Below are 16,847 nucleotides of genomic sequence, written 5' to 3'. Positions count from 1 at the left end.
TTTTCGCTATGAAAATCAGGTAGGGAAAAGGAAAAAGAAGAGCATCCATGGGTGGGATGCTCTTCAGGGATTTTTATCAGGGGTTTCTCACAAGGGCCACCCATCCGTTCATATCAATCTGGTCACCCATTTTGAAAATCCAGTAATAGGTACCTTCCGGGGCATCGTTGCCGGTATCGGTTTTACCGTCCCAGCAAATCCCGAATTGGTTGTCGTAGATACGAACACCCCAACGGTTGAATACCAGTAACTCGCCGCAGTTATCCAGTCCGGCCACAAGCGGAATATAGAAACAGTCATTGGTTCCGTCGTGGTTGGGTGTAAATACGTTCGGTGGCGTGATGTTCAGGTTGAGGGGGCCCGGGTTGAGGGTCACCACTTCGGTATCGGAACACAAGCTGCCGTTGGAGGCGATCAGGGTGATTACATAATCCTTGTCTCCATACGGCAATGTAACATGTGTGTTGGAGAGGTTGGTGGTTGAGCCATCTTCCAGGATCCAATGGTAGTTGGTAGCGTTGGTGCTGGTGTTGGTGAGGGCGTAGGTCACGCCGTCACATTGCAGCTGGGGCGTGTACTTGAACTTGGCGTTCGGAGGTGCGCTGCCGTCAAGAACGGTGGTGGCAAGAACGGTGTCGCATCCGTTGCTGTCGGTGATACGTACGGTATATATGCCTGCACTGAGACCTGTTGCCGCTGCGGTGGTTTGGTTGCCTGTACTGGTATCCCATTGATAGAGATAGCCGGGAGTACCACCGGTAACCGACACCGTTGCAGTTCCGTCGGACGCACCGGTGCATGAGGTTCCGGTATTGGAAATCGTGGGCTGGAGCGCCGTGGGTTGGCTAACTGTAGCCGAAGTAGTGTCCGAGCAACCGTCTGCATCGGTCACCGTCACATAGTACGTGCCGGGCACGATACCGATGATGTTTTGTGTGGTGTAGCCACCCGGACTCCAAGTGTATGTATAGCCGGGACGTCCGCCGGAAATATTTACAGTAATGGCACCCAGTCCTCCGCCATGGCAAAGCAGGTCTTGAGCGATGGTGGAAGCAGTGACTTTCGGAGGATAGATGATATCTACATCTGTCATGCCCTGACACCCATTGGCATCGGTCACCGTGATGCCGCAAACTCCGACAGTAAGACCGGTTACGGAAGCGGTTGTTTGTCCATTGCACCAGAGGTACTGGAAAGGTGCACTACCACCGGATATCTGCACGGATGCGCTACCCAGCACAGATCCCACACAACCGGATTGTGTGGTGTTGGTGGCTTCGGGTGTCACAGGGAAAGGTTCGCCAACGGTCACGGAAGTGGTATCCTTACAGCCTTTGCTATCCGTAATAATGACTGTATAGGTACCTGCAGTCAGGCCGGTAGCTGTATTCAGCGTTTGTACCGGAGAAGTAATCCATGCATAGGTATAAGGAGCGGTGCCACCGGATGCGGTCACCGTTGCTGTGCCGCTTGCATCACCAAAGCAGGTGGCATCGGTCATCGATGTGGTAGCCGTAATGGGTGTTGGTTCTGTAACGCTGATGCCGGCTATGCCCTGGCATCCATTGGCGTCGGTAACAGTTACCTTGTAGTATCCGGAAGTGAGACCTGTGGGATTTTGGGTGGTGTATCCACCTGGGCTCCACGCGTAGGTATAGGGTCCTGTTCCGCCAGAGTTGGTGACGGTAATGCTTCCATCGTTCCCATTCGCGCAGTTCGCAGAAGAACTGGTGAGGTTGGGTGTTACAACACTCGGACTCACCAACGTGATCTGGTCTACCGTTGAACAACTATCTTTATCCGTAACCACCACAGTATAGGTGCCGGGGCCTAAGTTGGAGATAGAGGCGGTGGTTTGTCCGCCAGGCGACCAGAGGTATGTGTAGGGGGCGGTACCACCGCTCGGACTGGTGGTGACAGAACCGTCTTTGAGTCCGCAATTGGAGATGGGTGTGCTGGTCAGGTTCAGGGTCATGTTGCCACCGCCTGCTACATGTAAGCAAATCTCATCTGCGCATAAACCGGTGGCATCTACAACCGATACGCAATAGGTTCCTGCATCCAGACCGGATATGCTATTGGTTGTTTTTCCATTTGACCACTGATAGGAATAGGGTGCTTGTCCTCCGCTCGGGGTAACGTTGGCCGTCCCTAGCGTACCGCCTATCCACGTGGTATCTGTCTTGGTGTATGTTGAGTTGGGCAATGTCTGTCCATCACATTTGCAGGTACAAACGCCATTCACACTACTCGAAGAATTTCCCGATAAACAACTGCTGTACAGGGTATAGGATTTGACCCGTGCGCAGGCTCCGTTAACCACAACAATTTGTTCCTGAGCCCACAATGTGTCAGTGGGAAATCCTCCGCAAACAGTTACCACCGGAGGTCCCGGATTGCATCCTGCGGTTGCGCGGCAGCTTGCATCGGTTTTAACTGCATTAAGCGTCATGGAGCACGGTCTGCAGGAATCCACCACGGTAACCAGGTTGGTAATGGTGTCATTGCATGCGTCGCCATTCGGAGAATACGCGATCAGGGTGACGGTAAACGGGCCGGAATTGGGATAGTTATAGGTGGGATTAACCAATAAAGAGGTATCCGCCAATGTGGTGGGGTCTCCGAAATTCCAGAAATAGTTTGTAGCGCCTGTGGAAGTATTCCAGAACTGCACTGTATGGTTCACACAGTTGGTGGTTAAACCCAATGCGCCGGCGGTTACGTCCGGTTCGCAGTCCAATACATTGAACTGGAAATCACGTTTGGTGGTGCTGATAAGGGTTCCGTTGCGGTATTCATCGGCACAGACCCCCACTACGAATTGGCCTACCTTATTGGGTGATCCGGTCAGCCAGCCAGTCTTGGGGTCAATGTTCAGGGGTACGCCACCCAGGGGGTCGTTGGTGGTATATGGATTTATCCAGGGGATATAAGAATACGGGGGAGCACTCGGAACGGTTGGCTTGGGAATGCTGAAGGAAGCGCCGTCAAAAGGCTTGCAGAGATGATAAGCGATGGAGTCGCCGTCGGCATCGGTGGCCGAATGGTCGAAATTGATGTCCATATTCCGGCAAACAAAAATCGGCGGCCATGCTTTGAAAACCGGGTTGGAATTGCAGGTGGCCATGCTTTTGGGCGGGATCACCGCGTAGTAGGTGGCGCCCACGTTGTTCGGGTTTTGCAGGTTCACAACGGTTTGGTTGCGGCAACAACGCTGGTAGGTCAGTTGATAACCGCCTGCAATGGCCGGAAGGGTAACGGTAGTGACATACTCCGTTGCTTCCACGCATACATTCGCCGGGATCTTCACACAAGGGTTGGCCTGGTTGAATGTAGGGTCGAGTTTTTGCTTGGTATCAAAGGGAATGTATACAGTGGTGATCAAATTGTTGTTGGCGCTAAAAACACCTACGGCTGCCGGATCATCGAAATCGGGATCGCCATAGTAGCAGTCACGGTATACCCGCAAATGAATCTCGTAAAGATTGCCTCCCAGGCAGCGGTAATTCAGTTCTCCGCCAATGATATGGGTGGCCAGCGAAAGATGGGGGCTTGCGAACAAAATCAGCACCGCGAATAGCAGTCTTTTCATAGCAACATTCAGGATAGCATGTGAACACAACGACTCAACCCAACCGTGTTATCAATTGGCAATGGCCAGGTTCCCTGTAAGGGGTTGCTAAGTAAGAAAAAATGTTTCAAATAGAAAAGTCGCATAATTCTATTGTTATTTAAAAATAAGATATCCAGCAATTTAGCATTCAATAACATTGCTTCCGGATTGCAATTTATTTGCACGGTTGATGCCCGGGTTTAAAACAGGGCTATGAGGGGTGATCAACTGATTGATTCATAGTTGTTATCTTTGTCCGCCTATGAAAGTAATCGACCACCTGAAAGAAGCGAAATCAACCCTTTTTTCCTTTGAAATATTACCGCCCCTGAAGGGCAAAAGCATAGGATCTCTGTTCGAGGGCATTGATCCGCTGATAGAGTTCGGGCCCAGGTTCATCAATGTGACATACCACAGGGAAGAGTATGTGTACAAGAAGCGTGAGCGGGGTTTTCTCGAGAAAGTTTCCATCCGCAAACGACCCGGTACAGTTGGCATATGTGCAGCCATCATGAACAAGTATCATGTGGATGCGGTTCCTCACCTGATTTGCGGCGGTTTTTCCAAGGAGGAAACAGAGAATGCCCTGATTGATCTGCAATTCCTGGGTATAGATAATGTGCTGGCGTTACGCGGAGATCCAATCAAAACCGAAAGCACTTTCATTCCGGAGGAAAACGGACATGCGCATGCGGTAGACCTCGTGCGCCATATTGTAGACCTGAATACCGGCAAGTATTTGGATGATGAAATTCAGGATGCCACTTCCTCGGCGTTTTGTATCGGCGTTGCCGGTTACCCGGAAAAGCATTTCGAGGCATTGAATCTCCAGACGGATCTGAAGTACCTGAAGGAAAAGATTGAAGCGGGTGCGGATTACATCGTAACCCAGATGTTCTTCGACACGAAGAAATATTTCAATTTCGTGGACATGTGCCGCAATGCGGGAATCACCGCACCTATCATTCCCGGCTTGAAACCCATCACTACCCTCAAGCATATCCAATTTCTGCCGAAGACATTTCACATCGACATCCCGGTGGAGCTTGCCAATGAACTGGAAAAATGCTCAACCGATGCCGAAGTCAGTCGGGTGGGTATTGAGTGGGGCATCCAGCAATCAAAGGAGTTGATCAAAGGCGGCGTGCCTTGCATTCACTATTATACCATGGGTAAATCGGAAAGTGTGCGCGCGATTGCAGCTGAAGTTTTCTGATTCATCTCAAATCCTTCCGGACGCCTGCAGCATCTGGCGTACGTATTTGCCCAACACATCGAACTCAATGTTCACCTCATCTCCCTGCTTCAGATCGGAGAGGTTGGTATGCTCAAAGGTATATGGGATGATGGCCACTGAGAAGGAGCGGTCAGTCACTTCTACCAGTGTGAGGCTGATACCGTTCACCGTGACGGATCCTTTGGGGACAAGCAAACCGGCCGGATCCTTTTTGCATGCGAACTGAAAAACCCAGCTACCGTCGTCATCCCGGATGTTTTCCACCATGGCTGTTGTATCCACATGACCCTGTACAAAGTGTCCGTCCAAACGGTCCCCGGCCATCAGGCACCTCTCAAGGTTGATGCGTGAGCCGGGCGAAAGATATCCAAGGTTCGTTTTTGCGCGTGTTTCCGCAATGGCCTCAACATAGTAAACGGGGGCTTCAATCCGGGTTACCGTCAGACACACCCCGTTGTGGGCGATGCTTTGGTCTACATGCAATTCTTCCGTGAAATCACTTTCCACACCGATTTCCAGATTTCCCTGTTTCTTTTGCAGGGACACAACCTTGCCAATGGACTTGATGATGCCTGTGAACATGCAACAAAGGTACATGTTTCAGGTGAGGCGATGCCTGATAGGTGACAGGAAGTTATTTGGTGGAAGGTTTGGGCGCGCCGATCAACTGGATGTATCCTGTTAAGACAGTTACCAGCTGAGGCCCCTGGAGTGATTTACGGTATACTTCGCACACATAGTAATACACGCCTTCCGAGCAGGGGTTGCCACTGCCCTGGATCTTGCCGTTCCACTTGATATCAGGATCACTCGTTTCAAAGATACGTGTGCCCCAACGGTTGAAGACCTGCATGTGAACCTTGTCAACAAAGCGATACGGGAAGGGCCGGTACTGATCGTTGTATGTATCTCCGTTGGGAGTGAATACGTTCGGGAGCACATACTCCGTGCAGCTTGTGTCTACGCAAACCGGTACCATTTCACTTTCGTTCATGGAAGAATCAAGGGCGGTTACCGCATAACAACCCGACATGGTGGGCAGGTTGGCGTGTACGTACTCGGAATCAACCGGACCGTTTACCGGATATGTATCCAGCAGGCTGAAAGGTCCGTCCTCTCCGGTGGCATAGTAAATTTTATAAGCGATCACCTCTTTGTCGCATTTGGCAGGATAGGACCAGTTCAACAGGTTCTCGGCATTGTCGCAGTTGCTGTGCACCGTCAGTTTCGGACTGCAAGGGGGCACCGTATCAATGGGTGCTGCACAAACCTCCTGGGAGAAGTTATTCAGCGGGTCTGCAATTCCGACCGTACCATATGTGCCGATTCCCTCGATCTTGTAACAATAGTCCTGCCCGTTGGTCAGTCCGGTTTGCTTGTAGGACTGGGTGGTGACGGTGTCAATCGCTACGAACTGACTTCCGTCCCATTTGTGTACGACATATTTCTTGTTGGTCCAGGGTACATTTTCCTGCCACGTCAGTTGAAGTGCATTGTCGGAACCGTCAAGGGTAAGGAATATGGATGATGCTGCCTGCGTGCTTCCGAGATAGGTCTCGCTGCCGCTGGGTCCGTTGTACAGATCAATCCTGTACGTGTTGGCGTCATCCACCGTATTTACACCCAGGTGTACCGAAAAAGTATCTGTCAATGCATTCTCGATCCCGATCAGTGCCGGGTTGTTTTCATAAAATCCGCTATTGCCGTAAATACGATAGGTATAAGGACCGGGGAATTTGATCGTATCCAATTCGGTGGGCATCGACCATTGCAGGTACACCTCGCCGTTTGAAGGGTCCGTTTTCCTTACATCAACATGGGTGATGATGGGAACATCTTTCTTCAGCTGCATGCAAACCTGCGAGGACGCAAGACCGTTGGTTTCATTCGGGTACATGGCTACCACCACATAGCTGTAAGTTTTTCCATGTGACAGTCCCAGACCGCCATTGTCATCCGTGAAGGTGAAGGTGCTCGCATCCACGCTACCTATGAGAACAAACCCGGAAGAAGGATCAATGCCGGGCTTGCAGGTATCGGGCACGAAATTCGCGCAACCTATCCGGCGATAGATCTTGTAACCCGTGGCATTGCCACACCTGGGCGGGTTCCAGTCAAGCACCATGGTGTTCCCGAATGGAACCGCGGTGAGGTTCTGCGCGGGTGGCCCGATGATCCTGATCAGTACAGATTCCATGTCCACCAGGTGCTGTTTGCCGAAATCATCTTCCGCTTTGAATACCATTTCATAAAACTCCTTGCGGATGTGGTCGCAGTTCGTGGCCCATGTAAAGGTGGAGGAAACGGTTCCCACACCGGTAAAGGGTTGGGGAAAGTCGGCGGGATCCGACGAGACTTCCAGTGGACCGCCGGTGCCGGAAAGCGTCACATGTTGTCCGATATCCGGGTCGGTAGCGGTAACTTTAAAGCGGATGGAATCACCGGCCATCACACAATAGTCGGGAATGGCCTGGATATCGGGTGCGTTGTTGTTCTGGTCGTAGACATCAATCTGCATGTCCCTGAGCACATACCCGATCCGAACCCCTTTTCTCCATTCTTCGATCAGGATGGCCACGTTGTACTCACCTTTCAGTTTCGGGCTGTCCCATACAAAGTCGCCCGTGATCTCGTCCAGGGAAACCTGGTTGGCAGGCCCGGGAGGATGTTGGCTTGGTAATGTATAACCGGGAATGTTCAGGCCACCTTCCTGTTTGCAGGTGATGAGGTGATAAGCCAGGCTGTCTCCGTCCACATCCCAAGCATTGGGGTTATGAATAAATATCTGGTTCAGGGCCGCATTGTCTACCGGTGGGTTCAGCAGCACCGGACTGTTGTTATAGCCGAGGAAGGGGCTGATGGTCATCATCGTTTCGATGTAAAAAACCACATCGATTGAATTGGGGATGTTAACAATGCTGGCGTTTCGGTTCGGGTCGGTTACCGAAATGATGTACACACCGCCTCCATTGAAAGTATGCCTGGCCACGTATTCGTTTCGTTGCATATCGTCAGGCAAGGGTACGATCTTGATACGCGGTACGGTATCAACTTTTCCGTCCCCGTAATTAAGTTCCAGTTCTTTCCTGTCGGCCTGGCTGGAACTTTTGGTATAGGTGAGGATGGTGAATTCGAAGGTGGGAGGGTTCTTGGAAATTTGCCGGTATGTGATTTCACCCGCGCGGTTGTGCGTTGCCATGGCTGGCAGGGCACTGGCAAGAAGTGCGAAAATAATGGGTAGAAATCGTTTCATATCAAGAGAAAATCATGGGAGGGGAACATCACATCAACATAAAAGTACACAAAAAAATTGTTGTGTGTTCGGGCGCTCCTTCCTTTAATATGTGATCACTTGTTCTTCCATGGTTTCGGGTATCTCCCTGAATTCATATTGTTGGTTCCGCAGCCTGGGTTCGAATCCGGCTTCAAGGATCGCTTGCTGAATGCCCTGTGCGGTGAACCGGTGGGGTGCGCCTGCCGCCGAAACCACGTTTTCCTCGATCATGATCGAACCGAAGTCATTGGCGCCGGCATAGAGCGCCAGCTGCGCCGTTTGCTTACCTGCTGTGAGCCACGATGCCTGTATGTTGGTAATGTTGGGCAACATGATGCGGCAGATGGCGACCATGCGCAGGTACTCTTCAGCCGATGAGGAATTGATCACACCCCTCACCTTTTTAAGAAGGGTGCCGTCATCCTGAAACGTCCAGGGGATGAAGGCAAGGAAACCTTTGGCGTCTGCCGGTTTCTCTGCCTGTACTTCCCTGAGCAGGATCAGGTGCTCAAAACGTTCTTCAATGGTTTCTTCGTGGGCGAACATCATGGTGGCCGAAGTGGTGAGGTGCTGACGGTGAGCTTCCCTCATGATATCCAGCCATTCCTTTGCACTGCATTTGCCATTGGATACGAGCCTGCGCACGCGATCGGTCAGGATCTCAGCACCGGCACCCGGCAGAGAATCAAGCCCGGATTCGATCAGGGCTTCCAGTACTTCTTTGTGGGACTTGTTCTCAAGTTTGCAGATATGCGCTACTTCCGGCGGTCCGAGTGCGTGCAGTTTCAGGTTGGGATACAACGATTTTAGGGTCCGGAACAGATCGGTGTAATAGGCAAGACCCAGTTCCGGATGATGCCCCCCCTGGAGCAACAATTGTTCGCCGCCGTACCGGAAGGTTTCTTCGATCTTGCGTTTATATGTGTCAATGTCGGTGATGTAGGATTCCGGGTGTCCGGGTATGCGATAGAAATTGCAGAATTTGCAGTTGGCCACGCATACGTTGGTGGTGTTCACATTCCGGTCGATGATCCAGGTCACGTTGTTACCGGGAACTTTCTTGCGGCGGATCATATGTCCGGTGTGCATCAGTTCCGGTGTGCTGGCATGCTCAAAAAGGTGTTGACCTTCTTCGGCGGTAAGGAACTCAAGGTTCAGTGCTTTGTTGAGCAGTTGTGGGATTTTATCCATGTTCTTTTCGTTTCACTTCCCTGGTCAAACGCGTGTATGCTGCCTGACCGGAAGCTTATAATTCATACCTTAGTCGCCTTAAAATTACTACATAGCCATGAGTGTGACAATTGATCGGGTTGTTTCGCCTTCAGGTCATGATGATGTGATCATCCTGTTGAATGAAACAAGCAAGCTCGGTTGGAAGGGGTTGACTGAAGCCGAACTGCGCGTCCTGCAGCACTATCAGAAACAAATGGGTCCTGAAAAAAGCCTGGTTCCGGTATTCACTGCCGCCCATCGTTTTTTTCTGGTCTGGATCCCGTCAGGAAAGAAAGAAAAGTACCCAGCTGAACAATCAAGAAGAGCGGGTGCACGGGTGCATGCACAACTTAACGCCCAAGGAGTTGATGCGGTTTCAATAGTTTCCATGTGCGCAGATACCGCATCGTTGTATGCATTTGCTGAAGGGTTGGTGCTTGCCGGTTACAGTTTTAAAAAGTACAGATCCACTAAGCAGCAGAGGTTAAAGCAGGTGAGGATCGCCGACAAGCGATTTACCGCCGGGATGCTGAACGAACTCAAAGTAATCACAGATGCAGTTGGCCTGACCCGTGACCTGGTGAATGAACCCCAGAGTTATCTGAATGCTACGCGTTTCTCCAAGATCATTGCCCGGGAAGCGAAAGATGCCGGATGCGAGGTGAATGTCCTCACCAGAAAAAAGATCGAAGCGTTGAAAATGGGCGGGTTGCTTGCTGTTAATCAGGGCAGCCTGGAGCCACCCACGTTCTCCATTATAGAATACAAACACCCGTCCGCCGGAAAAAAAGCGCCCATTGTGTTGGTGGGCAAAGGTGTGGTATTCGATACCGGCGGATTGAGCCTGAAGCCCACTCCCGAAGCCATGGACCGCATGAAGTGCGACATGGCGGGTGGCGCATGTGTGCTGTCCTCCATTCTGGCCGCGTCGCGCTTGAAGTTGCCATTGCACATCGTGGGCCTTATCCCGGCAACAGACAACCGACCCGGGCAACGGGCATACGTACCCGGAGATGTGGTGCGGATGTTCGATGGTTCCACGGTGGAAGTATTAAACACGGATGCGGAAGGCCGCATGTTGTTGGGTGATGCACTCGCTTACGCCAAACAATTCAAACCTGCACTGGTTATTGACCTGGCCACCCTCACGGGTGCTGCGATCCGGGCCATCGGTCATTTCGGCATGGTGGCCATGGGAAAGGATTATGGGGTACATATGCAGAAGCTGAAGGATGCCGGCGAATCGGTACATGAAAGACTGGTAGAATTTCCGCTTTGGGAAGAATATGAAGAGGAACTGAAGTCGACCATTGCCGATGTAAAAAACCTGGGAAGCCCATTGGCGGGTGCCACTACAGCAGGTAAATTTCTGGAAAGGTTCACCGCATACCCCTGGATCCATGTTGACATCAGCGGAATGACCTTCTTTGATCAACCTTTCGAATACCTGCCTGCAGGTGGTACCGGTGCGGGAACACGCCTGATCATCGAATTTCTAAAAAATCTGTCATAGCCATGGAAGCAAAGGATCCGGTAAGGATTGGTATTACGGTTGGAGATGTCAATGGCATCGGGATGGAAGTGATCATGAAGACCTTCATGGATGCGCGCATGCTGCAAACCTGCATTCCGGTGGTGTATGGTTCGGTGAAACTGGCAAATTACTATCGCAAGCTGCTGGACGCGAATGAACTCAACTTTCAGGTCATCAACGATGCAGGGGATGCCAATACCAAGCGTCCGAACCTGATCAACTGTTTGGAAGAAGACATGAAGATTGAACCTGGCAGTGCCACCGCCGAAAGTGGCAAATATGCGCTTGCTTCCATTGATGCCGCATTGAAAGACGTGATGGATGGAAAGCTGGATGCCATCGTTACAGCACCCATCCACAAACAAAGCATTGCTGAACTCAAACCCGGCTTTACGGGCCACACCGGGTACCTGGCCGAGCGGTCGGGTGCTAAAAACCACCTGATGCTGATGGTTTCACCCATTTGCAAGATGGGGCTTGTAACCGAACACCTTCCGTTATCGGAGGTGTCGCAGGCCATTGGGGTTGAAAGGGTTTACAACAAAATCATGGCCCTCAATCAATCGCTCATGGTGGATTTTTCCATCCGTAAACCCCGGATTGCCGTGATGGCCCTGAATCCCCATGCAGGAGAAGGCGGGCAACTGGGTAAGGAAGAGTCAGAGATCATTGCCCCCGCCATCCGGAAAGCCAATGATGCAGGTGTGGTGGCCATTGGCCCCTACCCCGCAGATGGTTTTTTCGGAACGGTTCAATGGCGGAATTTCGACGCCGTGTTAAGCATGTACCATGACCAGGGTCTGATCCCCTTTAAATCCATGGCCTTCGATGAAGGTGTGAACTATACGGCCGGACTTCCCTTCGTGCGCACGTCTCCGGATCATGGCACCGGATTCGACATCGCCGGAAAGAACCAGGCCGATGAAACATCGTTCCGTCACGCAGTGTATCTTGCTTGCGATATATTCAGATCCAGGCAACAAAACGAGGCCCTGCGCTCGGGCGCCCTTCGTGCTCAAAAGCAGTTATCACGGGCAGAGAAAGATTAGGAAGAAAATCTGTTCTTTCATATTCCCCCGGTTTTTTATAGCTTTGCCAGCTTTTACATGAATAGCCGCTTGAAAAAGGAGAAAGAATATCAGATTCCGTTTGCGGGCCTCAAGCCGGGTACCTATACCTATCAATTTGATTTGAAGGGACCCTTTTTCGGGGACAGGCAATCGACCGATATTTCCGATGCGGATATGCATGTGACGCTGACATTGGATCGCCTGGAGACCATGATGACCCTTAGGTTCGATTTCAAGGGATGGGTTGAATTGACATGCGATCGGTGTGCAGACCTGTACAAGCAGGAGATGGATGGCAGCCGGAAGCTCATCGTGAAGCTGGCGGATGAAGCCGAGGAATTGAGTGATGAACTGGTCACCATCCACAGGGATGAAAGTGAACTGGATGTGTCCGGCTACCTGTATGAGTTTGCAGCCCTGTTGCTGCCGATCAAGCGGGAACATCCGGTGGGAGAAAACGGTCAGAACCTTTGCGATCCGGAAGTGCTGAAAGTGCTGGATTCACTGGCCATTCAGGAAACGGAAAAGCCCGTTGATGAGCGATGGGCCGCATTGAAACAATTGAAGTAAGAACAGAGAGGCACGTTAAGTGCCGCCTGATTTTGATAAAAAGACAGCAGATTTCAAAAACAAGAAACCATGCCACATCCAAAACGAAAAACCTCCAAAACACGCAGAGACAAGCGTCGTACGCATCACAAGGCTGCGGTTCCGACCCTCGCAAGCTGCTCAAATTGCGGTACTGCGGTGATGAGACACCATGTTTGCCCCGAATGCGGGCACTACAGGGGAAAGCCTGCAGTAGAGAAGGAAGAGGTATAGTACGCCCCGTTTCCACACATTGAGTATCCAAGAGCTTACCGGACATTCACATTTGAATGAAGCTTGGAATTGATATCATGGGGGGCGATTTCGCACCCCAAAGTACCGTTAAGGGTGCGGTGCTGGCGACCGAACTGTTGCCTGAAGGGCAATCTCTTGTTCTGATAGGTGACGAAAAAGTCATCCGTGAGGAACTTCAACAACTCGGGGAGGCCGGAAACGACCGCCTTGAGATCGTGCATGCTCAGGAGGTGATCAGCATGCACGACCATCCCACCAAAGCATTCAGAACCAAACCGAATTCCAGTATTTCCGTTGGCTTTCATCTGTTGAAAGAAGGGATTATTTCCGGCTTTGCAGGTGCGGGCAATACGGGCGCCATGCTGGTAGGTGCCATGCATTCGGTCAAAGCCGTGCCGGGGGTGATCCGCCCTTGCATCACATCGGTTTTACCGAAAGAGAGCGGTGGCGTGGGAATCATCCTGGATGTAGGTACCAATGCCGATTGCAAACCCGATGTTCTTTACCAGTTTGCCATCCTGGGATCCCTTTATGCACAGCACGTGCTGAACATTAACACCCCCCGGGTAGGTCTGTTGAACATTGGTGAGGAAGAGGAAAAGGGCAACCTGCTCAGTTTGTCGGCCCACGTGTTGATGAAAGACAGCGCCGACTTCAACTTCATCGGGAATGTGGAGGGCCGGGATTTGTTTGAAGACAAGGCTGATGTGATCGTATGCGACGGATTTACCGGCAACGTGGTGCTGAAAGAAGCGGAAGCCTTTTATTCCATCATGCGCCGACGTGGCCTGGTAGACGACTACTTCAGCCGTTTCAACTACGAGGAATACGGGGGTACACCCATCCTGGGGATCAATTCAACCGTGATGATCGGCCATGGCATCTCATCGCCAGAAGCCATAAAGAATATGATGCTCCTGACCGGTGAAATTGCGGCCGCCAGGTTGCCTGAGAAGATCATGCAAGCATTTCAATAAAACACCATGAGCAAAGTTACCGCAGCCATTACCGGTATTCATGCCTGGGTCCCCGATTACGTGTTGACCAATGCCGAACTGGAATCCATGGTGGATACAACCGACGAATGGATCATCAGCCGCACCGGCATCAAGGAACGACGGATTCTGAAGGAAGAGGGCAAAGGAACCTCAGATATGGGTGCCGAAGCCGTGAAAGGATTGCTTGAAAAAACCGGCACCAAACCGGAAGAAGTGGACCTGCTGATCTGCTGCACCGCCACACCCGATATGATGTTTCCGGCTACTGCAAATGTCATTGCCGACAAGGCGGGCATCCGCAATGCCTTCAACTTCGACCTCATGGCGGCCTGTTCGGGTTTTATTTACGGATTAACCACCGGTTCCATGTATGTGGAAAGCGGACTCTATAAGAAAGTAGTGATCGTGGGCGCCGATAAGATGTCTTCCATCATCGATTACTCAGACCGTACCACCTGTGTGATTTTCGGAGATGGTGCGGGTGCGGTGCTCCTGGAACCCAATACCGAAGGTTACGGCGTATTGGATGCAGTGCTGCAATCAGACGGTTCCGGTCGCCACCACCTGCATATGAAGGCGGGAGGATCGGTTAAGCCTGCCAGTCATCAGACCATTGATGACAGACAACACTTCGTTTACCAGGAAGGTCAACCTGTGTTCAAGGCGGCGGTGATGCATATGGCAGATGCTGCCGCACAGATCATGGACCGTAACCACCTGACGTCTGACGATGTAGCCTGGCTCGTGCCGCACCAGGCCAACTTACGCATCATCGATGCAACCGCCCGGCGAATGGGTCTGAGTGACGATAAGGTCATGATCAACATCCAACGCTACGGGAACACTACCAATGGCACCATCCCCTTGTGCCTCTGGGAATGGGAGAAACAACTTCATAAGGGAGATAACATCGTGCTGGCTGCCTTCGGAGGCGGGTTCACATGGGGTGCCGTTTACATCAAATGGGCACTTGACGGAACGAACAACTAGGCTTTGCTAGTTGGAAAAAATATATACCTTTAAACCGCCTTTCGGGCAGTGTTTGTAGGTGAAAAAAAGCATTTGGCAATCAGAGTAAGCCGCTAAATCAAGATTTTGTATGAAACTGAATGAAATCCAGGAGCTGATCAAATTTGTCGCCAAATCCGGGGTAAGTGAAGTGGATCTGGAAACAAAAGATGTGAAGATCAACATCAAGACCACGCCCAAAGGAAGAAACAATCCCCAGGAATATCAGCAGGTGATCCAAACCGCCGTACCCGTTGCCACCATACCGCAACAGGTTCAGATGCAACAGCCTGTGGTTGCTGCCAGCGAAGCAGCACCTCCGGCCGCTGAAAAGCCGGCTCCTGCCAAGGAAAAAGAAACAGCAAGTAACCTGGTGGAAGTGAAATCGCCGATGATTGGCACCTTCTACCGCTCACCGTCGCCTGACAAACCTTCGTTCGTGAACGTAGGGGACGAAATTAAGAAGGGTGACGTATTGTGCATCATTGAAGCCATGAAACTGTTCAATGAGATCGAATCCGAAGTATCGGGCAAGATCGTGAAAGTGTTGGTGGATGATGCAAGCCCCGTGGAATATGAACAGCCCCTCTTTTTGGTGGAGCCGTTCTGAGGTCCTTAGGTTGAACCAAATACCAGTCCGTGTTTAAGAAAATTCTGATCGCAAACAGAGGCGAGATTGCTTTGCGCGTCATCCGCACATGCAGGGAAATGGGCATCCAAACGGTAGCCGTATATTCCAAAGCAGATGCGGAAAGCCTGCATGTTCGTTTCGCAGACGAGGCGGTATGCATCGGCCCCGCTCCGAGCAACCAATCTTATCTGGATATTCCGCGCATCATTGCTGCTGCGGAAATCACCAACTCCGATGCCATACATCCCGGTTATGGTTTTCTCTCTGAGAATGCCAAGTTCGCGCGCATCTGCCAGGAACACAACATCAAGTTCCTGGGACCGAAGCCCGAAATGATCGAGAAAATGGGTGATAAGGCCACTGCCAAGGCTACCATGAAAAAAGCCGGCGTACCCTGTATTCCTGGGTCCGACGGACTGGTAGACACCCTGGAGGATGCCAAAACCGTCGCCAAATCCATCGGCTATCCGGTGATCATCAAAGCCACTGCCGGCGGCGGAGGAAAGGGCATGCGTGTCATCCGCAAAGCTTCCGAACTCGACAACCTGTGGGAACAGGCCAAGAAAGAAGCCGCTGCCGCATTCGGCAACGATGGCATGTACATCGAGAAGTTCATCGAGGAACCCCACCACATCGAGATTCAGATCGTGGGAGACCAGTTCGGAAAGGCATGTCACCTCAGCGAAAGGGACTGCTCCATCCAGCGCCGTCACCAGAAGCTGGTGGAAGAAACACCCAGCCCCTTCATGACCAAGCGCCTGCGTGAGAAAATGGGACTGGCCGCTGTAAAGGCAGCCAAGGCCATCAAATACGAAGGTGTGGGTACCATCGAGTTCCTGGTGGATAAGAACAGGAATTTCTACTTCATGGAAATGAATACCCGCATCCAGGTGGAGCATCCCATCACCGAAGAGGTGATCAACTACGACCTGATCAAGGAACAAATCAAAGTGCATGCGGGTATCAAGATCACCGGCAAAAACTATTTCCCCGAGATGCACGCCATCGAGTGCCGCATCAACGCGGAGGACCCATACAACGGATTCCGGCCTTCTCCCGGTACCATCACCACCTACCATGCACCGGGTGGGCATGGCGTACGCATAGATACACATGTGTATGCCGGTTATACCATTCCTTCCAACTACGATTCCATGATCGCCAAACTGATCACCGTGGCACAAACGCGGGAAGAAGCGATCCAGAAGATGTCACGCGCATTGGAGGAGTTCGTGATCGAAGGAGTGAAAACCACCATCCCTTTTCACAGGAAACTGATGAAAAACCCGAAGTGGCTTCAGGGGCAGTATACGACGCATTTCCTGGAAGATTTCCCGATGGGAAAAGAGGGGGAAGACAATCAGGAAGAGGAGAAGAAGAGCGGCAAGGCTGAGAAGGCCGGCAGCAAGGCTAGCGCCTGATCCGGT

Annotated in this window: 13 protein-coding genes; 9 read left to right on the top strand and 4 right to left on the bottom strand. The window is 51.5% G+C overall.

All coding sequences use genetic code 11. The features are described from left to right. Positions 1 to 76 precede the first annotated feature (76 nt). On the bottom strand, positions 77 to 3,592 hold the full coding sequence (locus H6585_13725) for a gliding motility-associated C-terminal domain-containing protein (protein MCB9449388.1): 3,516 nt from the start codon (positions 3,590 to 3,592) through the stop codon (positions 77 to 79). Between the two features lie 283 nt (positions 3,593 to 3,875). Here H6585_13725 and metF point away from each other — a divergent pair, with 283 nt between their 5' ends. Continuing rightward, the gene (gene metF / locus H6585_13720; GenBank protein MCB9449387.1) at positions 3,876 to 4,829 is read left to right on the top strand and encodes a methylenetetrahydrofolate reductase [NAD(P)H]; all 954 of its coding nucleotides are present in this window, start codon (positions 3,876 to 3,878) and stop codon (positions 4,827 to 4,829) included. A 6-nt stretch (positions 4,830 to 4,835) separates the two neighbouring features. On the opposite strand, the gene H6585_13715 is transcribed toward metF, so the two are convergent. The 3 genes from H6585_13715 to mqnC form a co-directional block, all read right to left on the bottom strand. After that, entirely contained in the window at positions 4,836 to 5,432 is a 597-nt protein-coding gene (locus H6585_13715) for a riboflavin synthase (GenBank protein ID MCB9449386.1), read from the bottom strand. Positions 5,433 to 5,484: 52 nt separating this feature from the next. Next, the gene (locus tag H6585_13710; protein ID MCB9449385.1) at positions 5,485 to 8,103 is read right to left on the bottom strand and encodes a gliding motility-associated C-terminal domain-containing protein; all 2,619 of its coding nucleotides are present in this window, start codon (positions 8,101 to 8,103) and stop codon (positions 5,485 to 5,487) included. Between the two features lie 84 nt (positions 8,104 to 8,187). After that, positions 8,188 to 9,315, bottom strand: a complete 1,128-nt coding sequence (gene mqnC / locus H6585_13705) for a dehypoxanthine futalosine cyclase (GenBank protein MCB9449384.1) — start codon at positions 9,313 to 9,315, stop codon at positions 8,188 to 8,190. 235 nt (positions 9,316 to 9,550) lie between these two features. Here mqnC and H6585_13700 point away from each other — a divergent pair, with 235 nt between their 5' ends. From H6585_13700 to accC, 8 genes are all read left to right on the top strand, one after another. Further along, entirely contained in the window at positions 9,551 to 10,849 is a 1,299-nt protein-coding gene (locus tag H6585_13700; protein ID MCB9449383.1) for a leucyl aminopeptidase, read from the top strand. A 2-nt stretch (positions 10,850 to 10,851) separates the two neighbouring features. Further along, positions 10,852 to 11,919 (top strand): 4-hydroxythreonine-4-phosphate dehydrogenase PdxA, encoded by a 1,068-nt coding sequence (gene pdxA, locus H6585_13695; GenBank protein ID MCB9449382.1) that lies wholly within the window; start codon positions 10,852 to 10,854, stop codon positions 11,917 to 11,919. 57 nt (positions 11,920 to 11,976) lie between these two features. After that, positions 11,977 to 12,510, top strand: coding sequence for a DUF177 domain-containing protein (locus tag H6585_13690; GenBank protein ID MCB9449381.1), 534 nt, complete (start codon positions 11,977 to 11,979; stop codon positions 12,508 to 12,510). Positions 12,511 to 12,579: 69 nt separating this feature from the next. After that, the gene (rpmF, locus tag H6585_13685) at positions 12,580 to 12,762 is read left to right on the top strand and encodes a 50S ribosomal protein L32 (protein MCB9449380.1); all 183 of its coding nucleotides are present in this window, start codon (positions 12,580 to 12,582) and stop codon (positions 12,760 to 12,762) included. A gap of 56 nt (positions 12,763 to 12,818) precedes the next feature. Continuing rightward, complete coding sequence (gene plsX / locus H6585_13680; GenBank protein MCB9449379.1) at positions 12,819 to 13,760, top strand: phosphate acyltransferase PlsX; 942 nt, start codon at positions 12,819 to 12,821, stop codon at positions 13,758 to 13,760. A gap of 6 nt (positions 13,761 to 13,766) precedes the next feature. Continuing rightward, on the top strand, positions 13,767 to 14,771 hold the full coding sequence (locus tag H6585_13675) for a ketoacyl-ACP synthase III (GenBank protein ID MCB9449378.1): 1,005 nt from the start codon (positions 13,767 to 13,769) through the stop codon (positions 14,769 to 14,771). A 109-nt stretch (positions 14,772 to 14,880) separates the two neighbouring features. Continuing rightward, positions 14,881 to 15,399, top strand: coding sequence for an acetyl-CoA carboxylase biotin carboxyl carrier protein (gene accB, locus H6585_13670; protein ID MCB9449377.1), 519 nt, complete (start codon positions 14,881 to 14,883; stop codon positions 15,397 to 15,399). 29 nt (positions 15,400 to 15,428) lie between these two features. Next, positions 15,429 to 16,841, top strand: coding sequence for an acetyl-CoA carboxylase biotin carboxylase subunit (gene accC, locus H6585_13665; protein MCB9449376.1), 1,413 nt, complete (start codon positions 15,429 to 15,431; stop codon positions 16,839 to 16,841). Positions 16,842 to 16,847: the final 6 nt, after the last annotated feature.

Source organism: Flavobacteriales bacterium (genome assembly GCA_020635855.1).
GTDB lineage: Bacteria > Bacteroidota > Bacteroidia > JACJYZ01 > JACJYZ01 > JACJYZ01.
This window is presented reverse-complemented; position numbering and strand designations above follow the sequence as displayed.

Excerpts from the sequence above, each read along its gene's own strand:
- accB (MCB9449377.1), top strand. The coding sequence starts at position 14,881 with ATGAAACTGAATGAAATCCAGGAGCTGATCAAATTTGTCGCCAAATCC.
- plsX (MCB9449379.1), top strand. The coding sequence starts at position 12,819 with ATGAAGCTTGGAATTGATATCATGGGGGGCGATTTCGCACCCCAAAGT.
- rpmF (MCB9449380.1), top strand. The coding sequence starts at position 12,580 with ATGCCACATCCAAAACGAAAAACCTCCAAAACACGCAGAGACAAGCGT.
- H6585_13725 (MCB9449388.1), bottom strand. The coding sequence starts at position 3,592 with ATGAAAAGACTGCTATTCGCGGTGCTGATTTTGTTCGCAAGCCCCCAT.
- H6585_13710 (MCB9449385.1), bottom strand. The coding sequence starts at position 8,103 with ATGAAACGATTTCTACCCATTATTTTCGCACTTCTTGCCAGTGCCCTG.
- H6585_13700 (MCB9449383.1), top strand. The coding sequence starts at position 9,551 with ATGGGTCCTGAAAAAAGCCTGGTTCCGGTATTCACTGCCGCCCATCGT.
- H6585_13690 (MCB9449381.1), top strand. The coding sequence starts at position 11,977 with ATGAATAGCCGCTTGAAAAAGGAGAAAGAATATCAGATTCCGTTTGCG.
- mqnC (MCB9449384.1), bottom strand. The coding sequence starts at position 9,315 with ATGGATAAAATCCCACAACTGCTCAACAAAGCACTGAACCTTGAGTTC.
- metF (MCB9449387.1), top strand. The coding sequence starts at position 3,876 with ATGAAAGTAATCGACCACCTGAAAGAAGCGAAATCAACCCTTTTTTCC.
- pdxA (MCB9449382.1), top strand. The coding sequence starts at position 10,852 with ATGGAAGCAAAGGATCCGGTAAGGATTGGTATTACGGTTGGAGATGTC.
- H6585_13715 (MCB9449386.1), bottom strand. The coding sequence starts at position 5,432 with ATGTTCACAGGCATCATCAAGTCCATTGGCAAGGTTGTGTCCCTGCAA.
- H6585_13675 (MCB9449378.1), top strand. The coding sequence starts at position 13,767 with ATGAGCAAAGTTACCGCAGCCATTACCGGTATTCATGCCTGGGTCCCC.